17 protein-coding genes and 1 tRNA gene are annotated in these 15,295 nt (G+C 71.9%); 9 read left to right on the forward strand and 9 right to left on the reverse strand.

From position 1 onward, the window contains the following. The first annotated feature begins 421 nt into the window (after positions 1-421). From AC3ANM_RS12190 to AC3ANM_RS12225, 8 genes are all read left to right on the forward strand, one after another. Positions 422-494: transfer RNA gene (locus AC3ANM_RS12190), tRNA-Arg, on the forward strand. A 412-nt stretch (positions 495-906) separates the two neighbouring features. Then, positions 907-1,461, forward strand: coding sequence for a cation efflux transmembrane domain-containing protein (locus tag AC3ANM_RS12195; RefSeq protein WP_488284681.1), 555 nt, complete (start codon positions 907-909; stop codon positions 1,459-1,461). Positions 1,462-1,704: 243 nt separating this feature from the next. Next, entirely contained in the window at positions 1,705-1,890 is a 186-nt protein-coding gene (locus AC3ANM_RS12200; RefSeq protein ID WP_488284682.1) for a hypothetical protein, read from the forward strand. Further along, on the forward strand, positions 1,887-2,078 hold the full coding sequence (locus AC3ANM_RS12205) for a hypothetical protein (protein ID WP_488284683.1): 192 nt from the start codon (positions 1,887-1,889) through the stop codon (positions 2,076-2,078). The genes AC3ANM_RS12200 and AC3ANM_RS12205 overlap by 4 nt, the downstream gene beginning before the upstream one ends. A gap of 511 nt (positions 2,079-2,589) precedes the next feature. Then, the gene (locus AC3ANM_RS12210; RefSeq protein ID WP_488284684.1) at positions 2,590-4,095 is read left to right on the forward strand and encodes a DUF3375 domain-containing protein; all 1,506 of its coding nucleotides are present in this window, start codon (positions 2,590-2,592) and stop codon (positions 4,093-4,095) included. Further along, entirely contained in the window at positions 4,092-4,922 is an 831-nt protein-coding gene (locus AC3ANM_RS12215; protein ID WP_488284685.1) for a DUF4194 domain-containing protein, read from the forward strand. Before AC3ANM_RS12210 ends, AC3ANM_RS12215 begins: the two co-directional genes overlap by 4 nt. A 4-nt stretch (positions 4,923-4,926) precedes the next feature. Continuing rightward, positions 4,927-8,445, forward strand: a complete 3,519-nt coding sequence (locus tag AC3ANM_RS12220) for an ATP-binding protein (RefSeq protein ID WP_488284686.1) — start codon at positions 4,927-4,929, stop codon at positions 8,443-8,445. After that, entirely contained in the window at positions 8,442-9,596 is a 1,155-nt protein-coding gene (locus AC3ANM_RS12225) for a Wadjet anti-phage system protein JetD domain-containing protein (protein WP_488284687.1), read from the forward strand. Before AC3ANM_RS12220 ends, AC3ANM_RS12225 begins: the two co-directional genes overlap by 4 nt. A gap of 14 nt (positions 9,597-9,610) precedes the next feature. On the opposite strand, the gene AC3ANM_RS12230 is transcribed toward AC3ANM_RS12225, so the two are convergent. From AC3ANM_RS12230 to AC3ANM_RS12245, 4 genes are all read right to left on the reverse strand, one after another. After that, entirely contained in the window at positions 9,611-10,036 is a 426-nt protein-coding gene (locus tag AC3ANM_RS12230) for an ATP-binding protein (protein WP_488284688.1), read from the reverse strand. A gap of 75 nt (positions 10,037-10,111) precedes the next feature. Continuing rightward, a complete protein-coding gene (locus tag AC3ANM_RS12235; protein WP_488284689.1) occupies positions 10,112-10,528 on the reverse strand; it encodes an STAS domain-containing protein in 417 nt (138 codons plus the stop codon). Between the two features lie 113 nt (positions 10,529-10,641). Beyond that, positions 10,642-11,340 carry a hypothetical protein gene (locus AC3ANM_RS12240; protein ID WP_488284690.1) on the reverse strand — a complete coding sequence of 233 codons (699 nt, stop codon included), beginning with the start codon at positions 11,338-11,340 and terminating at the stop codon, positions 10,642-10,644. 326 nt (positions 11,341-11,666) lie between these two features. Further along, positions 11,667-12,695: a cupin domain-containing protein gene (locus AC3ANM_RS12245; protein WP_488284691.1), complete on the reverse strand. Its 1,029-nt coding sequence runs from the start codon at positions 12,693-12,695 to the stop codon at positions 11,667-11,669. Positions 12,696-12,793: 98 nt separating this feature from the next. On the opposite strand from AC3ANM_RS12245, the gene AC3ANM_RS12250 reads away from it, so the two are divergent. Then, complete coding sequence (locus AC3ANM_RS12250) at positions 12,794-13,045, forward strand: SCO4226 family nickel-binding protein (RefSeq protein WP_488284692.1); 252 nt, start codon at positions 12,794-12,796, stop codon at positions 13,043-13,045. A gap of 158 nt (positions 13,046-13,203) precedes the next feature. Here the strand turns inward: AC3ANM_RS12250 and AC3ANM_RS12255 are convergent, their stop codons facing one another. Genes AC3ANM_RS12255 through AC3ANM_RS12275 form a run of 5 tightly spaced genes read right to left on the reverse strand, consistent with a single transcriptional unit; the run spans position 13,204 to position 15,295 of the window. Next, positions 13,204-13,497: a gas vesicle protein K gene (locus tag AC3ANM_RS12255; RefSeq protein ID WP_488284693.1), complete on the reverse strand. Its 294-nt coding sequence runs from the start codon at positions 13,495-13,497 to the stop codon at positions 13,204-13,206. Then, complete coding sequence (locus AC3ANM_RS12260) at positions 13,494-13,706, reverse strand: gas vesicle protein (protein WP_488284694.1); 213 nt, start codon at positions 13,704-13,706, stop codon at positions 13,494-13,496. Before AC3ANM_RS12260 ends, AC3ANM_RS12255 begins: the two co-directional genes overlap by 4 nt. Then, positions 13,703-14,479: a GvpL/GvpF family gas vesicle protein gene (locus AC3ANM_RS12265; RefSeq protein ID WP_488284695.1), complete on the reverse strand. Its 777-nt coding sequence runs from the start codon at positions 14,477-14,479 to the stop codon at positions 13,703-13,705. Before AC3ANM_RS12265 ends, AC3ANM_RS12260 begins: the two co-directional genes overlap by 4 nt. After that, positions 14,476-14,820 (reverse strand): gas vesicle protein, encoded by a 345-nt coding sequence (locus tag AC3ANM_RS12270; protein ID WP_488284696.1) that lies wholly within the window; start codon positions 14,818-14,820, stop codon positions 14,476-14,478. Before AC3ANM_RS12270 ends, AC3ANM_RS12265 begins: the two co-directional genes overlap by 4 nt. Then, positions 14,813-15,295 (reverse strand): gas vesicle protein GvpO, encoded by a 483-nt coding sequence (locus AC3ANM_RS12275; RefSeq protein WP_488284697.1) that lies wholly within the window; start codon positions 15,293-15,295, stop codon positions 14,813-14,815. Before AC3ANM_RS12275 ends, AC3ANM_RS12270 begins: the two co-directional genes overlap by 8 nt.

Genomic DNA, 15,295 nt, shown 5'->3' on the forward strand with positions numbered 1-15,295 from the left:
AACCGTCGCCTTTCACCAGTGCTCGTGAAACCGCTCACAAAGTGCGGCCGTCTGTCAAGTTCTTGCAACGAACTGCAAGAAACCGACGAGATGGCTGCAAATTCCACAGGGGACCCGGGCCGTTCGGCCCTGTCCCGCACCCGCCCGGTATGCCGGGTGGCGGGGTCGTCGGGCGCGTCACCGGCGGGTCCGTCGGTGGGCCCACCGGGCGGTCCGTCGTTGCGCGGGTGAGGGTCGGCGAGGGTCGGCGGAGGGGGCTTGTCGACGGGTGGGGGAGGGTGCTGCCAAGGGTCGCGGGAGGGGGCTGCCGAGGGTTGCGGGAGGGTGCTGCCGAGGGCCGCGCGAGGGCGCGATTTCGCGCCACGGTCACGCTCGGGTATTCTCATCTCCCGTTGCGCCGGACACGTCCGGAGAGCAGCAGGCGCCCGTAGCTCAACGGATAGAGCATTTGACTACGGATCAAAAGGTTAGGGGTTCGAATCCCTTCGGGCGCACTCTGTGTTGAGACAGAAGAAAGAGCCCCGGCCGCTTCCACACGGTCGGGGCTCTTGCTGTCTCCGGGGGTCGGCTGCTGACGCTTCTGCTGACACGACCCCTCAATGGAGCCCTCGTCCGGGCCTTTCGAGGGCACCTCGGGGTCCTCGCTCACCAGCGCAGGGTCGGCCCCGACTGCACGACCGACGCAAAGACGTCAGCCACCCCGGCGGCGTGCTGGCGGATCACGTGGGCGTTCACGCGGAGCGTGATCGAGGGTCCGCATGGCCCAGTCGCTCGGCGACCACATGCACCGGCATCCCGGCCAACAACAGCCGGAGGTCCCACGGGCACGGCAACAGAATCCGACCTGCGACCATGGCGCCCGTGATGGCACCTGTCGCGTCCACGGACCTCCTCCTCCGTCGAGGCGTGCTGCTCGAGCGCGTCACGCTCGGCTGGAACGTCCTTGGCATCGCGATCCTCGCCGTGGCCGCTGTTCAGGCGCGATCAGTGGCGCTTGCCGGCTTCGGCCTGGACAGCCTGATCGAGATCGGAGCCTCCACGGTCGTGCTCTGGGAGCTCGCCGGCACCGGAGTGGAACGGCAGCGGCGGGCACTGCGGCTGATCGGCGCCGGGTTCATCGCCCTGTCGGTCTACATCACGGCCCAGTCCGTGATCGTTCTGGCCACCGGATTCCACCCACACCACAGCCCCCTTGGCATCGCCTGGACGGCCATCACCGCCGCGGTCATGTTCACCCTTGCTGCCGGGAAGGCCCGGACAGGGGCGGCCCTGGGCAATCCCGTCCTGACAACCGAAGGCAAGGTCACCCTCGTCGACGGGATCCTCGCCGTTGCGGTCCTCCTCGGCCTCGTCCTCAACGCCCTCATCGGCGCGTGGTGGGCAGACCCGGCCGCCGGCTTCGTCATCGTCATCTATGGACTCAAAGAGGCTGCCGCCATCTTCGGCGGCAACCAGCAGTAACCGAGGCCCGTACGTCAGGCGCATTCGGGACGAGGGTGTGCGCCGACAGTCGGCTCCCCCCCGGGTTCGGTAAAAGGTCGAGCGAATTGTCCGACATGAAGTGTTTTGGCATCGACATTTCGGGCGGTTCAATTCTGGAGGTCCTGAGGACGCCACCGAATGCGTAACCCGCCTAGATTGGCCGGCGTTAATTGGCTGCAGGGGCGACCAGAGAGCGCACCGCAGACCGACGGGGAGCCGACCATGCACCTCTTTCAGTTCTCGAAGCCTGAGCATGACCTGCTGGTGCGTCGCGTCGCTGCGGGCCTTCTCGATGGCACGCTGCGACTGACCGACATCGAGGGAAAGACCGACCGACAGGTCGCCCGGATGGTCCATCACTCCAGCGCTGGCACTGTCCGCGTCGGTACCGCAGCCGCGCCGGTATGACCGGGGCGGCGGATCGGTTCTCGCTACGGACCCGCATCGCCAACGCCATCCGGACCGGGCGGGAGGACGAGCTGCGCCTCCTGAGGCCGCTGATCCACGCCATTGCCCACGAGAAGATCAGCCCGTCGTCCTTGGACGGCATGACCCTCCAAGAGGCCCTGAATGCCGCCCAGCGAGCAAACGAGTGAGAGGTCACATGTACTGATCGCTCGACGACGAAACTGCGCTTCGCTCGTATCCCCGACTACCCCGACTGGCCGCCAGGCCACGCCAAGCCCGCCATTCTTTACGGCATTTTCACGAAGGCTCTCAGCTCACGGATTTGCTGACAATGGCGATGGATGGCGATACAAGAACCGGGACGAATCGTCGTCGTCCACTCAGGCCGCAAGCGGGAAATGAACCGCGACAAGACACACTTCAGCGCACTACGGAACAAAAGGTTCCCTGCTGGCCGCCCTTTTCGGCGGGCTGTGGCGCACCGGGTCGGCCAGCCACGCACCTGCCTCTGTCCAGGAGCCCCCAGCAAGGCGTTCCTGACCCGACCGTGCGGTAGCGGTCGGGGTCCTTGCAGTCTCCGGCCACCTCTATCCTCCTCAGCGCCGGGGTGAGGCGGCGACGCCCGCCGCAGCCCCTCAGTGCACCGGGGCGGAGCCGGGTGACAGGGTGGCCCGGCGACATCGGCAAAGGAGCAGTGCAGTGAGTGACATCGCCGGCCAGCTGGCCCGTGTCCGCGGAGCCTTCGGGCAACCCACGCTGACCTTGCTGCACCAGCGCCAGGCGCCGGTCATCATCGCCGTCTTCCGCACCTCCTTCGGTCGCGACGCCCGCACCGTCCCCGCCGCGCGGCTGCACGACCAGGTCGACACCTACCTGACCGAGCTGCGCCACGCCGGCATCACCGACCTGCCCACCGGCACCGGCAGGGACCTTTGCCTGCGCTGGATGCGCGGCCGGTGGCTGGTGCGCACCACCGACGACGAGGGCACCGAGGTCTACGCCCTCACCTCGCATGCCCAGGACGCCCTGAACCTGGTCAAGAGCCTCACCCGCGAGCGGGCCAGCCTCTCCGAGCACCGGATCACCACCATCCTCAACGCGGTGCGCCGGTTCAACACCGAGGTGAACCCCGACCGGGAGGCCCGGGTGTCCATCCTCGACGCCGAGATCGCCCGACTCAGCGAGGAGCGGGACCGCCTGTGCTCCGGCGGCGAGCTGGCCCAACCCTCGGCCGAGTACCTCCTCGAAGGATTCGGGGAGCTGCTCGCCCTGGTCGGCGGCCTGCCCAGCGACTTCGCGCGGGTCGAGGAGTCCTTCGCCCGGCTGCGCGGGGAGGTCCTGGCCTCATTCCGTGCCGAGAACCGACCCGCCGGCGAGGTCGTCGACCAGTACCTCCAGCAGGCCGACCACGTCATGACCGCCACGGCCGAGGGCCGCGCGTTCGAAGGGGCGGTCACGCTGCTGCGCGACGACGGGCTGCTGCTCCAGCTGCGCGAGGACCTCGGCGCCCTGCTCGAGCACCCGATGGCCGGGACGATCCTCAACGACGCCGACCGGCGCGAGCTGCACGGCACCGTCGCCCTGATCCGCCGCGGACTGGATGAGGTGCTCGCCCAGCGCAACCGGGTCACCGCCACGCTGCGCGAGTACATCGTCACGCACGACGCGGACCACGACCGGGAGCTGGACGCCACCCTGCGCGCCGTCGACGCCGAGCTGGCCACCTGGATGCGCAGCGCCGGGCCGCGCGCTGTCGTCGACCTGCCGCTGCTGCCGCCACGGGTCGACGTCAACCACCTCCGGGAGCGGTTCCACGACCCCGAGGGCGACACCGCCCCTCCGGGGCTGAACGACGTGAGCGACCAGCGCCCCGTCGACCTGTCCCTGCACCAGCTGCTGGCCCAGGGCGGCCCGTCGATGGGCTCGCTGCGGGACGCACTGGCCGGGGCCCTGACCAGCGCGGCACCGCTGGAGTCCCTGGGCGTCCTGTTCGACTCCCTCGACCCGGCGTTGCGTCGTCCGGTGGAGATCTTCGGCCTGCTGCAGCTGGCCACCAACGGCGCCGGGTTGGCCCGGCACGGGGACACCGAGGTCTACGCCGCGGTCCGCCCCGACGGCAGCGCCCGCGACCTGGCCGTGCCCCGGCTGACCCCCGTCCCGTCCACCCCCGAGCCGGCCGCCGGCCGCCCGCAGGAGCCCCGATGAGCAGCCCCACCACCCCTGCCGACGCGCCCCCCGAGGACCTCCGGGCGCGCCCTGCCGACGAGGACGAGGGCGCGTTCGAGCCCATGCCGGACCTGCAGGAGGAGGACGACCCCGAGCGTGAGGTCACGTCCACCGTCGCGCTGTTCGAGGGGGACGAGGGTGGTCTCGAGCTGGCCCAGCGCAAGGCGCTGGTGGCGCTGCTCAAGCAGCGGTTCATCAGCAACGCCACGCACCCCCGGGAGTGGCGCGCCCTGGTGGCCAACCCGCGCCCCATCCGGGCCCGGCTCAACGACCTGTTCCTCGAGCTGCACCTGGATCGCGACCGCGAGGTGGCCCTCAAGCGGCAGGTGCTGCCCGAGGGCGGCGGCCGGTTCCCCACCCTGCTCTACGACGCGGCCTGGAGCCGGGAGGAGACCATCGCCCTGGTCTACCTGCGCTCCCGCTACCGCCGCGAGCAGGCGACCGGCGCCCGGCGCGCCTTCGTCGACAAGGACGACATCCTGGCGTTCATCGCCCAGCACCGGCCCGAACACGCCACCGACGAGTCCGGCGACGCCCGCCGGGCCGAGCGCGCCGTCGAGGCGGTCCACCGCACCGGGTTGCTGGTCGGGGCCAGCACCGACGAGCGTTTCGAGATCAGCAACGCCATCGAGGTGCTGCTGCCCCTGCCCCGACTGACCGAGCTGCTGCGCTGGCTGCAGGAGCAGAACGCCACCTCAGCGGCCACACCCGCCGCCGCCGAGGGCCTCGGCACTGCGGACGCGGACGCAGACGCGGAGGCCGGTGCCTCCGCCGGGACGGCCGACCCTGACGAGAGCGAGCTGTGAACCGATGACCACCTTCGAGGACCTGGACGTCGACCCCACCGCCGACGTGCTGGACGACGAGATCGACGACGACCAGCTCGACGGCGAGTTGGACGGCGAGGATCCGGACCGGCCGCGCGGCGCCGGGCACGGCACCGCCGGCATGCCGCTGTTCTACCTGGACGGCGCCACGGAGGGCACCCTGCAGTGGAAGGCCGAGACGTTCCAGCTGGTCAACTGGGGCGGGTTCGAGGGCAGGGTCGAGTTCGACTTCCACCCGGGCGCCACCCTCATCTCCGGCGCCTCCGGCACCGGCAAGAGCACCCTGCTGGACGCCTACATCGCCCTGATGATGCCCTCGGACACCCCGTTCAACGGAGCGTCCAACGACGCGGTCGCCGGCCGCGCCCGCGGTGCCGACCAGCGCAACCTGCTCAGCTACCTGCGCGGCAAGGTGGACACCACCACCGACCGCCACGGTCGCGAGGTCGACCAGGTCCTGCGGGGCAAGGGCGCCGCCACCTGGGGCGCGGTCGGGATGACCTTCGTCAACGACCACGGCCACCGGTTCACCGCCCTGCGCGTCTACTACGTCCCCGCGCGCGCCACCCGCACCGGCGAGATCACCATGCGCATGGCCACCCACGAGGGGCGGCTGGACCTGGCCGAGCTGGGCGTGGCCGTCGAGGAGACGTTCGCGCCCAAGGCGCTGCGGTCCGCCTTCCCGGGCCTGCGCACCTACGACACCTACTCCGCGTTCGCGCACACGCTGCACACCCGGCTGGGCATCGGCGCCAACGGCGACGGCGCCAAGGCCCTGCGCCTGCTGGTGCGCATCCAGTCCGGCCACCAGATCCGCACCGTGGACGAGCTCTACAAGGAGATGGTCCTGGAGCGGCCGGCCACGTTCGCCGCGGCCGACCGCGCTATCGAGCACTTCGACGACCTCGAGGCCGCCTACCTGGCGATGCAGACCGAGCAGGCCAAGGCGGACCTGCTGGCCCCCATCACCGACCGGTATGCCGAGCTGACCGGCGCCCGCGCCGAGATCGAGGCCCTGGACACCTTCGGCCTCAACCGGGACGGGGACACGCCGCTCACCCTGTGGCGGCTGCGCACCGAAGCGGCCCTGCTGGACGCGGCCGTGGATACGAACCGCGTGGACCGGTCCGCCGCGGCGGACCAGCTGCTGCGCGCCCGGGCCCGCGAGAGCGACCTGGACACCCAGCTCGAGCAGGCGCGCGACGACCACCGCAACAGCGGGGGAGCGGCCCTGGAGCGGCTGGCGGGCGAGATCGAGGCGGCCCAGGTGCGCCGGGACCAACGCCTCGAGCGCCGGGACCGGCTGGTCGCCAGGATCGGCGCGCTGGACTGCGACCTCAGCTCGGCCGAGGCATTCACCCGGGCGCGCACCGACGGCGCCGCCTTCCTCGCCGACCTGGCCGACAGGCTGGAGGCGGTGCAGGCCCGGCGGGACGCGCTGTTGCAGCGGCAGTGGCCGCTGGAGCACCGGCTGCGGGAGCTACGCGAGGAGCGCGCCTCACTGGAGGGACGCTCCGGCCGGGTGCCCAAGCACCTGGACGACCTGCGCCGCACCGTGGCCGACGCGGTCGGGGTGGCGCCGGCCGACCTGCCGTTCCTGGCCGAGCTGATCGACGTCTCCCCGGACGAGGGCCGCTGGCGGGCGGCCATCGAGACCGTCCTCGGTGGCGCCGCGCGGCAGCTGCTCGTCCCGGATGGGCAGTTCGAGGCGTTCTCCGCCGCGATCGACCCGCTGCGTCTGCGCGGCCGGCTGACGTTCGTCCGCGCCACCCTGGCGCCGCACCAAGACCGGCACGGCGACCCCGACCACGTCGCGGGCAAGCTGGTCCACCAGGACTCCCCGTTCAGCGCCTGGGTGCACGAGCACGTCTCGGCCCCGGCGCGCAACGCGCTGTGCGTGGAAACCCCCGACGAGCTCCGCGGGGAGGGCTACCGGGTCACCCTGGCCGGCCAGACCCGGCAGGGCGACCGCGGCTCCCACGGGCGGCAGGAGGCCGCCAACATCATCGGCTTCAGCAACACCGAGGCCCTGGCCGAGCTCGACGAGGCGATGGCCGCGGTCGAGAAGGAGCTGGCGCGGCTCACGACGGACCAGCGCGAGGTGGAGACGGAGCGGGACACCCTGGACCGGCTCCGCACCGCCTATGAGGCCCTGGAGCACGCCGCGTGGGAGGACATCGACGTCGCGGGGGAGGAGCAGGTCATCGGCGAGCTGGAGGCGCGGCGGCAGGAGATCCTTGGCGCCGACGACCGGCTCAAGGCGCTGGAGGAGCACATCGGCGCGCTGACCCACCAGCTGCGGCAGGCCCGCGAGACCGTCTACGGGCTCAAGCAGCGCCAAGGCGCCCTCGACGAGGAGCACGGCCACCTCGTCGACCGGCAGGACGGGGTCAGCGACGACATCGACCGGGTCGAGACCAGCCCCCGCGTCGCCCTCGACGAGGCGCAGTCCGCCCGCCTCGATCAGGACTTCGAGGCCGCGGTCGCCCCCGGGGACCCGGCCAGCCTGGCCGACTTCGGCACCAACCTGGCCAGGCTCGTCCAGCGGCTCAGGGAGGGCCTGGCCACGGCGCAGAGCGACGCGCAACGCGCCGAGGCCGAGCTCGAGCGCACCTTCGCGCAGTACAAGGCCCGCTGGGAGGACCCGAACCTGGGGGAGCGGGTCGAGTCCTACCCCGACTACGCCCGCATCCTGGAGAACATCCGGGCCACCGGCCTGCACCAGCGGCACGCCGAGTGGCGCCGCCGGCTGACCGACTGGAGCGGGCAGGACCTGGTCCCGCTGTCCGGGGCAATGGACGCCGCGATCGAGGACATCGAGGACCGCTTGCACCCCATCAACGACATCCTGCGGAACCTGCCGTTCGGCGCCGGACAGGACCGGCTGCGGATCAAGCTGCGCCGGCTCAGCCCCGACCACGTGACCACGTTCCGCAAGGACCTGCGCACGCTGTCCTCGGCTGCGACCCGGGACCTGCCCGAGGCGCAGATGGAGGCCCGGTTCAAGGACCTGCAAGCGTTCATGGCCCAGATCCGGCGCCGCGAGGACCCGCGCGCCAACGCCGAGCTCGGCGACCGGGACCGGCTGCTGGACGTGCGCCGGCACGTGGAGATCACCGCCGAACGTTACGGCGCGGACGGGCGCCTGCTGAGCACCTACACCGTGCTGGGCGGCAAGAGCGGCGGGGAGAGCCAGGAGCTGGTCGCGTTCATCGTCGGGGCCGCCCTGCGGTTCCGGCTCGGTGACGACGAGCGCACCCGGCCCCGCTACGCCCCGGTGTTCCTCGACGAGGGGTTCGTCAAGTCCGACGCCGAGTTCGCCGGCCGCGCCGTCGAGGCGTGGAAGGGGCTGGGCTTCCAGCTGATCGTCGGCGCCCCGCTGGACAAGGTCACCGCCCTGGAGCCGCACATGGACGAGCTGCTGGCCATCACCAAGAACACGGTCACCCACTACGCGTTCGTGCACCGCCTCAAGGACGTCACCGCCGGACCCGAGGCGTGAAGACGCCGCAGCAGGTGCTGGCCGACGTCGAGCGGCGCCTGGCCCGCACCTGGGCGGCCGAGCTGACCGGCGTGGGGACCTCGACCTGGCCGCACGCGTTCCCGATCGGGCAGCCGTCGGCGACGGAGCTGGCCGCCGGGTTCGCCACTGCGGTCACCGTGGTGCGCGAGTGGCGGGAATGGGCCGGGGCTCACGGGCTGCGGCTGCAGGTCAAGGACCGGCGCGTCATGGGCACCTCCCAGGAGCTCCCCACGCACGTGCTCGTGTCCGGCGTCGACGAGGCAGCCGACCTCGTCGGCGGTGTCTGGCCGAGTCGGGTCGCTCGCGCCCGGAGCCGAGCAGGGGTGATGCGCCGGAGGTACCCGCACCTGGCTCAACCGGAGAAGGTGCTGGCGCAGGTGGACGCCCTCACCGACCTCGACTTCGACCTGCTGTGCCGGGCGGCGGACTGGTTCGCCGGCCACGACGCGACCGGGCTGACCGCGCGGCAGGTGCCGATCGAGGGACTGCACGCCAAGTGGCTCAACACCCACCAGCACCTGGTGCGTTCGCTCGCGGGCGTGGAGGACCTTCGGCTGCTGCCTCGGCACCCGGCCCGGGTGCACTTCACCTACCTGGACCCGGCCCATCGGGCCGGTGGTGGCCGGCTGCACGACTCGGCCACCGTCGGGGACGCGGTCGAGCCGGCGTACCGGCCTCACGTGGTGGTGATCTCCGAGAACAAGGACACCGCCATCCACTTCCTCCCGCTGCCCGGTGGCATCGCGGTGGAGGGCGTGGGCCGTGGGGGTGGCACCGCCGCGTGCTTCGACTGGCTCACCGGTGCCGGGGCGGTCTTCTACTGGGGTGACATGGACGCCGACGGGCTGGAGATCCTGGACGGCTTCCGCGCCGCCGGTGTCCCCGCCCGTTCGCTGCTGATGGACCCGGCCGCCTACGAGGCGTGGGAGCGCTACGGCACGAACGTCGACCCGCACGGCAACGCTTTGGGGCCTCGGCCACCGCGCCCGGTGCCGCACCTGACCTCGGAGGAGGCCACGCTCTATCACCGGCTGGTCTCCCCCGACTGGCACCGGGTCAGGCGGATCGAGCAGGAACGCATCCCGCTGGCGGTGGCTCTTGACGAGCTGAGTCGTCACCTCTTCGTCTGACCGGCCGCTCGGTGTCAGGTGGTCTGGCCCGTACTGTCCAGCGCGAGTTCGAACCACACCGTCTTCCCCACGCCGACCGACAGGGAATGGGAGCCCCAGTCGGTGGCGAGCTCCGTGACGAGGCGCAGCCCCCAGCCGTGCTCCATCAGGCTGGGTGGCGAGGTCGCTGTCGGGACCGGTGAGGGGTCGTGGTCGCTCACCTCGACCCTGAGGCGCTCTGCGGTCCGGTGGATGTGCACCGTGATGGTCGGGTGGTCGGAGCCCCGCATGTCGGTGGCCGGGTGGATGACGGCGTTCGTGACGAGCTCGCTCGTCAGCAGCTCGGCCGCCACGATCAGCTCCTCCGCCAGGCCCTCGCAGAGCGACGCCACCTTGCCGCGGGCCAGCCGGGGAGCAGCGTTGGTGGCCAGGAGCCGCACCCGCTCGCTCACCGCGCCCATGCCCGCCTGCTCTCTGTCGGACCGGATCGCTCGGCAGGTGATGATCCGGGCCGGCTGCCCCGATATGCGCCTCGGCTAGCGGTTTTCCTCGCCGGGGGCCATCTCAAGGTATCGGCCGAGGCCCAGCCTGTCTGCCACCTCCCGGAGCCTGGCAGGGAGGCGACGCGCGGTCAGGTGCCCGCCGGAGGACCGCACCGCGTCACCGGCCTCCGCGAGGGCTCGTGCACCGGCCACGTCGAGGAAGCCGAGCAGCGACAGGTCCAGCTCCACCTGCCCGCTTGCGTGGGGGCCCAGCTCGGTCACGACGTCGTGCAGCTGCGGCGCTGTCTCGACATCCAGGTCGCCGACCAAGGTGACCCGGACCCCCGTGGGCGTCCGCTCCACCACGGCCTCGAGGACGCCATCCCCACGCGAAGCCGGCCTCTCCAGGGCCTCATCCGGCGTCTCTGCTATGACTGCCTCCCGCGTGCGTGGCCCGTCCTTCGCAGGCACCCCTCACGTGCTGGTGCCGACCAGCACCACCGCCATGGTAGGCAACCCGGTCCCGTCACCGGAACAGGCGTGCGCGGTGCCTCCGTGGCCGCCGCGAGCGTGATGCTCTCAGGTCACTCGGAAGGGACGCTCGCCGGATCGGCGGAGTCGCCGTCGGGGAGCGGCGCCGCTGCGCGCCCGTGCCGATGGCGCTCGTCGCTGTCGCGGTGGTGTGACTTCGCGCCGTGCCTGTCCTCGTGTCGCGCCGTAGCCACGGTCATGTTCACGGTGCCGCTGCGCCCGTGGTGGCCCTGCCGCGCGTTGCCGGGTCCTGCCTTGCCGGGTTGGGCCTTGCCGGCTCGTGCCTTGCCCTGGGCCGTCGTGGGGCGGAGCGCCTGGACCTGCCCGGGGCGTGGCTTGCTGCTCGAGGTCGCGGACGTGGCCGACTTCCCATGGGCCCCCTGCGTTGCCGAGGCGAGGGCCTGGACCTGCCGGGATGGCTTGCGCGGCGGTGTCGGACGGGCCGGTGCGGCCTTGCTGTGGCTCGCCGGGCCGACAACCCGCTTCGCCTTCGCTACCCGGACCGCCGTGACGCGGCCGCGGGGGTGAAACGTGAACGAGGCATCCGTGACCTGCACGGTCACGGACGTCGGCGCGACCTGCACGTGCACGGCTGCCGGGGCCACACGGGGATCGCGCGTCGGCAGGTCGAGTGACCCCTTGCCTGCCGATGTGGGCGCCTTCGCCACCCACAGCGGCAGGGAAGGGACTGCCTCCAGGTGCGCGGCGTCAGCCCCGATGGCCGAGAGCGGGTGGAACAGGATGCCGGACACGGCAAAGAGCATGAGCTGGAGGGCGATCAGCCCTACGGCGGGAGACGTCCCGGCAAACCGTGAGCGCAGCTCGGACCGGGAGGACCGCGCAGGCGGCAACGCAGCGCCACGATCGACCGGGCCTCGCACCTGCCCCCCGCTGGGTCCCAAGCGAGACTCCCTCGACGTTGTGTGATCCGCGTGTCCGTTGGCTCGCCAATTCTGCATCACGGTGCGTCGTTCTGCCGGTGATTGGCTTCAGAAAGGTGCGTCAAGATTCGACAGCTCGCGGCTCACCATGCCCAATGCACCTGACCACCGACGACGATGACAAGGCGGGGACGCCCTCACCGTGGCTGGGCGCGCCACCGGGTCGGCGGTGTCCCCAACGCCCTCTTGAACGCGCGGCTGAACGCCTCCTCGGAGGTGTAGCCCACCCTCGCGCCGACCTCGGCCACACCGAGCCCGGACGTGCGCAGCAGACCAGAGGCCAGGTTCAGGCGCCACTGCGTGAGGTAGCGGATGGGCGGCTGGCCGAGCAGCTGATGGAACCGCTCGACGAGCACGGTCCGCGACGTCGTGGTCGCCCGTGCGAGCTCGCCGACGGTCCAGCCGTGCGCCGGGTCCGCGTGCATCAGGGCCACCGCCTGACCGACCACAGGGTCGCGCAGGGCAGCGAGCCATCCGGTGAGGTCGGCGTCGGTGCTCGTGGCCAGGTAGAGCCGCAGCACCTCGGTGAACAGCAGCTCGGGAAGCCGACCGCGCATCAGTGACGGGACCGGACTGGCCGACTGCGAGGCGTGCAGGGCGTAGTCGGCGCTGGCCCGCACCCACGCAGCGGCGGGTCCGTGCGGTGGGCGTACGACGAACAGCGACGGGAGTGCGCGCAGCACCGGGTCGAAGAGCACGGCGTCGCCGCGCAGGTAGCCGCACACCACCTGCGTGCGCTCACCACCGCCGCCGTGGTCGATGAACGGGAACGCGGTCCAGGGGCGTGGCGGCAGCAGCGAGGTGATCGGCACCGGGTCAGCGGCCTCGCGCGAGCCGAACCCGTGGGCATCGCCGTACGGCATCACCACGACGTCGCCGGGGGAGAACTCGTGCCGGCCGCCGTTCTCGAGGGCCACCCACCCGTGCCCCTCGGCGATGATGTGGAACATCACCAGGCTCCCGGCCCCCGGTGGCAGGGCGCCGGCCAGCTCCGTCGTCGGCGGCGACGTGTAGGCCCAGGGCGCCCGGAAGTCGGCGCGGAAGAAGATCGCCCCGGTCAGCCGCACGAGGTCGAGCACGCGAGGGACGACCTCGAACGGATCGCGGATCTCCTTGCGGGAGAGCAGGTCCGGACTCCCGGTCAAGGGCTGCGGCGTCTGGGTCATGGCCTGCTGCATCCCGTCGGCTGACAGTGGGACGAGACCGCCGAAGCGGCGGGTCCTGACGGCTTCACCGCCGTCAGCAACCACGGTAAGGAGCACCAATGCCCAGGTACATGGACATCCACGAGGGGTTCGTCGGGGCCACGCAGGAGCAGTTCGACGAGGCACACCGGCGCGACCTCGAGATCCAGGCGCAGGAAGGAGTGAGCTTCGACCAGGCGTGGCTGGACCCGGTCAGCGGCAAGGCCTTCTGCCTGTCGACCGGGCCGAGCCGGGAGGCCGTGATGCGGATCCACGAGCGGGCCGGCCACCCCACGCCGCAGGTCTACGAGCTGCCCGTCGAGGCCAGCTGAGGCCATCGCGGCCACCCTCGCGGCAGGAGCCCGACCGCCGACGGCGGGCGGGCTCCTGCCGCCCGTCGACGGTGTGCCCTGGTCCCGCGCAGGCGACCGGTCGAATCCGCGGCCACCGACCGCGGATACTCGGTGTGGGGAATCGTTGGGGGACAACGTCATTCGGCCAGGAGCATCCCCAGGGGCCCGAGGTCCAGGTTGAGGTCGGCGGCGGAGAGGCCGTACCGGCCGCGCAGCTCGGTCATCGCCTGCTCGAGGCGCATCAACCCCAACCCGAGGGACTCCACCTGCTCCTCGGTGAGGTCGCCGTCGGCCACCCGCCGCAGCGCCTGGCGCTCCATCAGCTGCCGGACCAGCTCGACCACGGTCAGCACCAGCCGCAGCAGGTCGCGTTCCACGGACCCGGCGTCGGTCTCCAGGCGCTGGGCGATCGTCGCGCGTTCCTGCGTCACGGTTGTTCCGGCAGCATCGCCCCGGCCGACGCCAGGAGGGCGTGCAGCCGGATGTGGACGAGGTCCACGCCGGACAGGGAGATGGTGATGTCGCCGGACAGCATCACGCCGGCCCCGAGCAGCCGGTCGAGCAGGTCCACCAGGGCGACGCGCTGGGTGGTGGACACCGAACCGGCGGGAGCGGGAGGGGCCTGTGTCGCCGCGGTCATGCCGGGTCCAGGGTGACGAAGGAGTACGGCGGCCAGGGTCCGGTCAGCTCGACCTCGACGCCGGGCCACCGTGCCGCCGCCTCGTGGACGAGTCGCGCGAAGTCCTCGAGCGCAACGTCGTCAACGAGGTAGGCACCGTTGAGCAGCATGTCGGGGCGCCCGGTCAGGCGCGGGTCCTGCGGGGGGTGCCGCCGGCTCGCGGCGCTTTGGCCGGCCAGCTCGGTGTGCAGCGTCGCCGCGACCTCGGCCGCGCGCTCGGACAGCGCGCGGCTGCGGTCGGTCTCGGCCTGCCGGCGGCGCAGGTATGCCGCGCCGGCACCTTCGCCGCCCGCGGCGGCAGGTGCCACGCGGGCTGGTTCGTCCGCCGGGAGCGCGGGGGTACCGAAGGCCTTGACACCCACCTCGCTGCGGCCGTGGACGCGCTCCAGGACCTGGTCGACCTCGTCGTGCCAGCGTCGGATCCGTGACCTCACCGAGGCGTCGTCGAAGCACACCGTGGCGAGGCTGACCGGGGCGATCGCTCCGGCGGGGAAGCAGCGCTCGACGACGGCGTTGTGCGCCCTGGCCACCGTCTCCACCCAGCGCAGGTCCTCGAGGTGGCGGCGCAGGCCCTCCTCGCCGAAGTCGCTGAGGGGGACGGTGCTGACCACGCCGGTGAGGCCCTCCTCGTCGAGCAGCCGGACCGGGCTGCCGGCCACGCCCGAGACGTCCGCGAGGACCTCGGGGTCCAGCCCCCGGCCGATGCCGTAGAGGTAGACGCCCGTGCCGGTCACTGCTCCGACTCCAGGGCCTCGAGGCGTCGACGCAGCTCGGCGTTCTCCTGCTGGAGCTCCGAGGCGTGGGAGCTCAGGGTGGGGTCGGTGCGCCACCAGTCGATGCCCATCTCGGCGGCCTTGTCGACCGACACCACCAGCAGCCGGATCTTGACGGTCAGCAGCTCGATGTCGAGCAGGTTCACGCGGATGTCGCCGGCGATGACGATGCCCTTGTCGAGGACGCGCTCGAGGATGTCGGCCAGGTTCGCCGGTTGGGGGGCCGGCGTGGTGCCGCCGTTGGGCGCCGCCCGGCCGATGCCGGCGCCCGTCAGGGGGTAGGCGACGCGGGTGTCATTCATCGCCGGTCCTGCCCCGGGCGTAGCGGCGGATGCGGCGGTAGCCGGTCAGCTCACCGTCCGGGTCCACCTCGACCTCGTACGTGGCGAGGATGTCGGTGGAGTCCGGGATGCGGCGTGACTCGACGACCTCGACCTCGACGGTCCAGCCGTCCTCCGTCTTCGCCACCCCCGTGACGCCTTCCGGCGGCTTCCCGGTCAGCTCGGACAGCTGCTCCATGGCGCGGCGGGCGACCGAGGCGGGGGAGGGGCGGCCGGAGGAGGTGCCGGACGGCTCACGAGGGGTCCGGGTCTCCTCGGACTGCGACCGCCGGACCGAGGCGTCACGGGGGGCGCTGCGGGCGCCGGTACTCCTCGCGGCGGTCTTCTTTGCCGTCGTCCGTTTTGCCGCCGTCTTCTTCGTCGCCGTGCGTGACGAGTCCTGCGAGCTGGTGCGCGGGGCCGCCGCCTTGGTGGTGCGCTTGCTCGGTGTCGGCAT

The organism is Oryzihumus sp. JJN4-3R, from assembly GCF_057747915.1.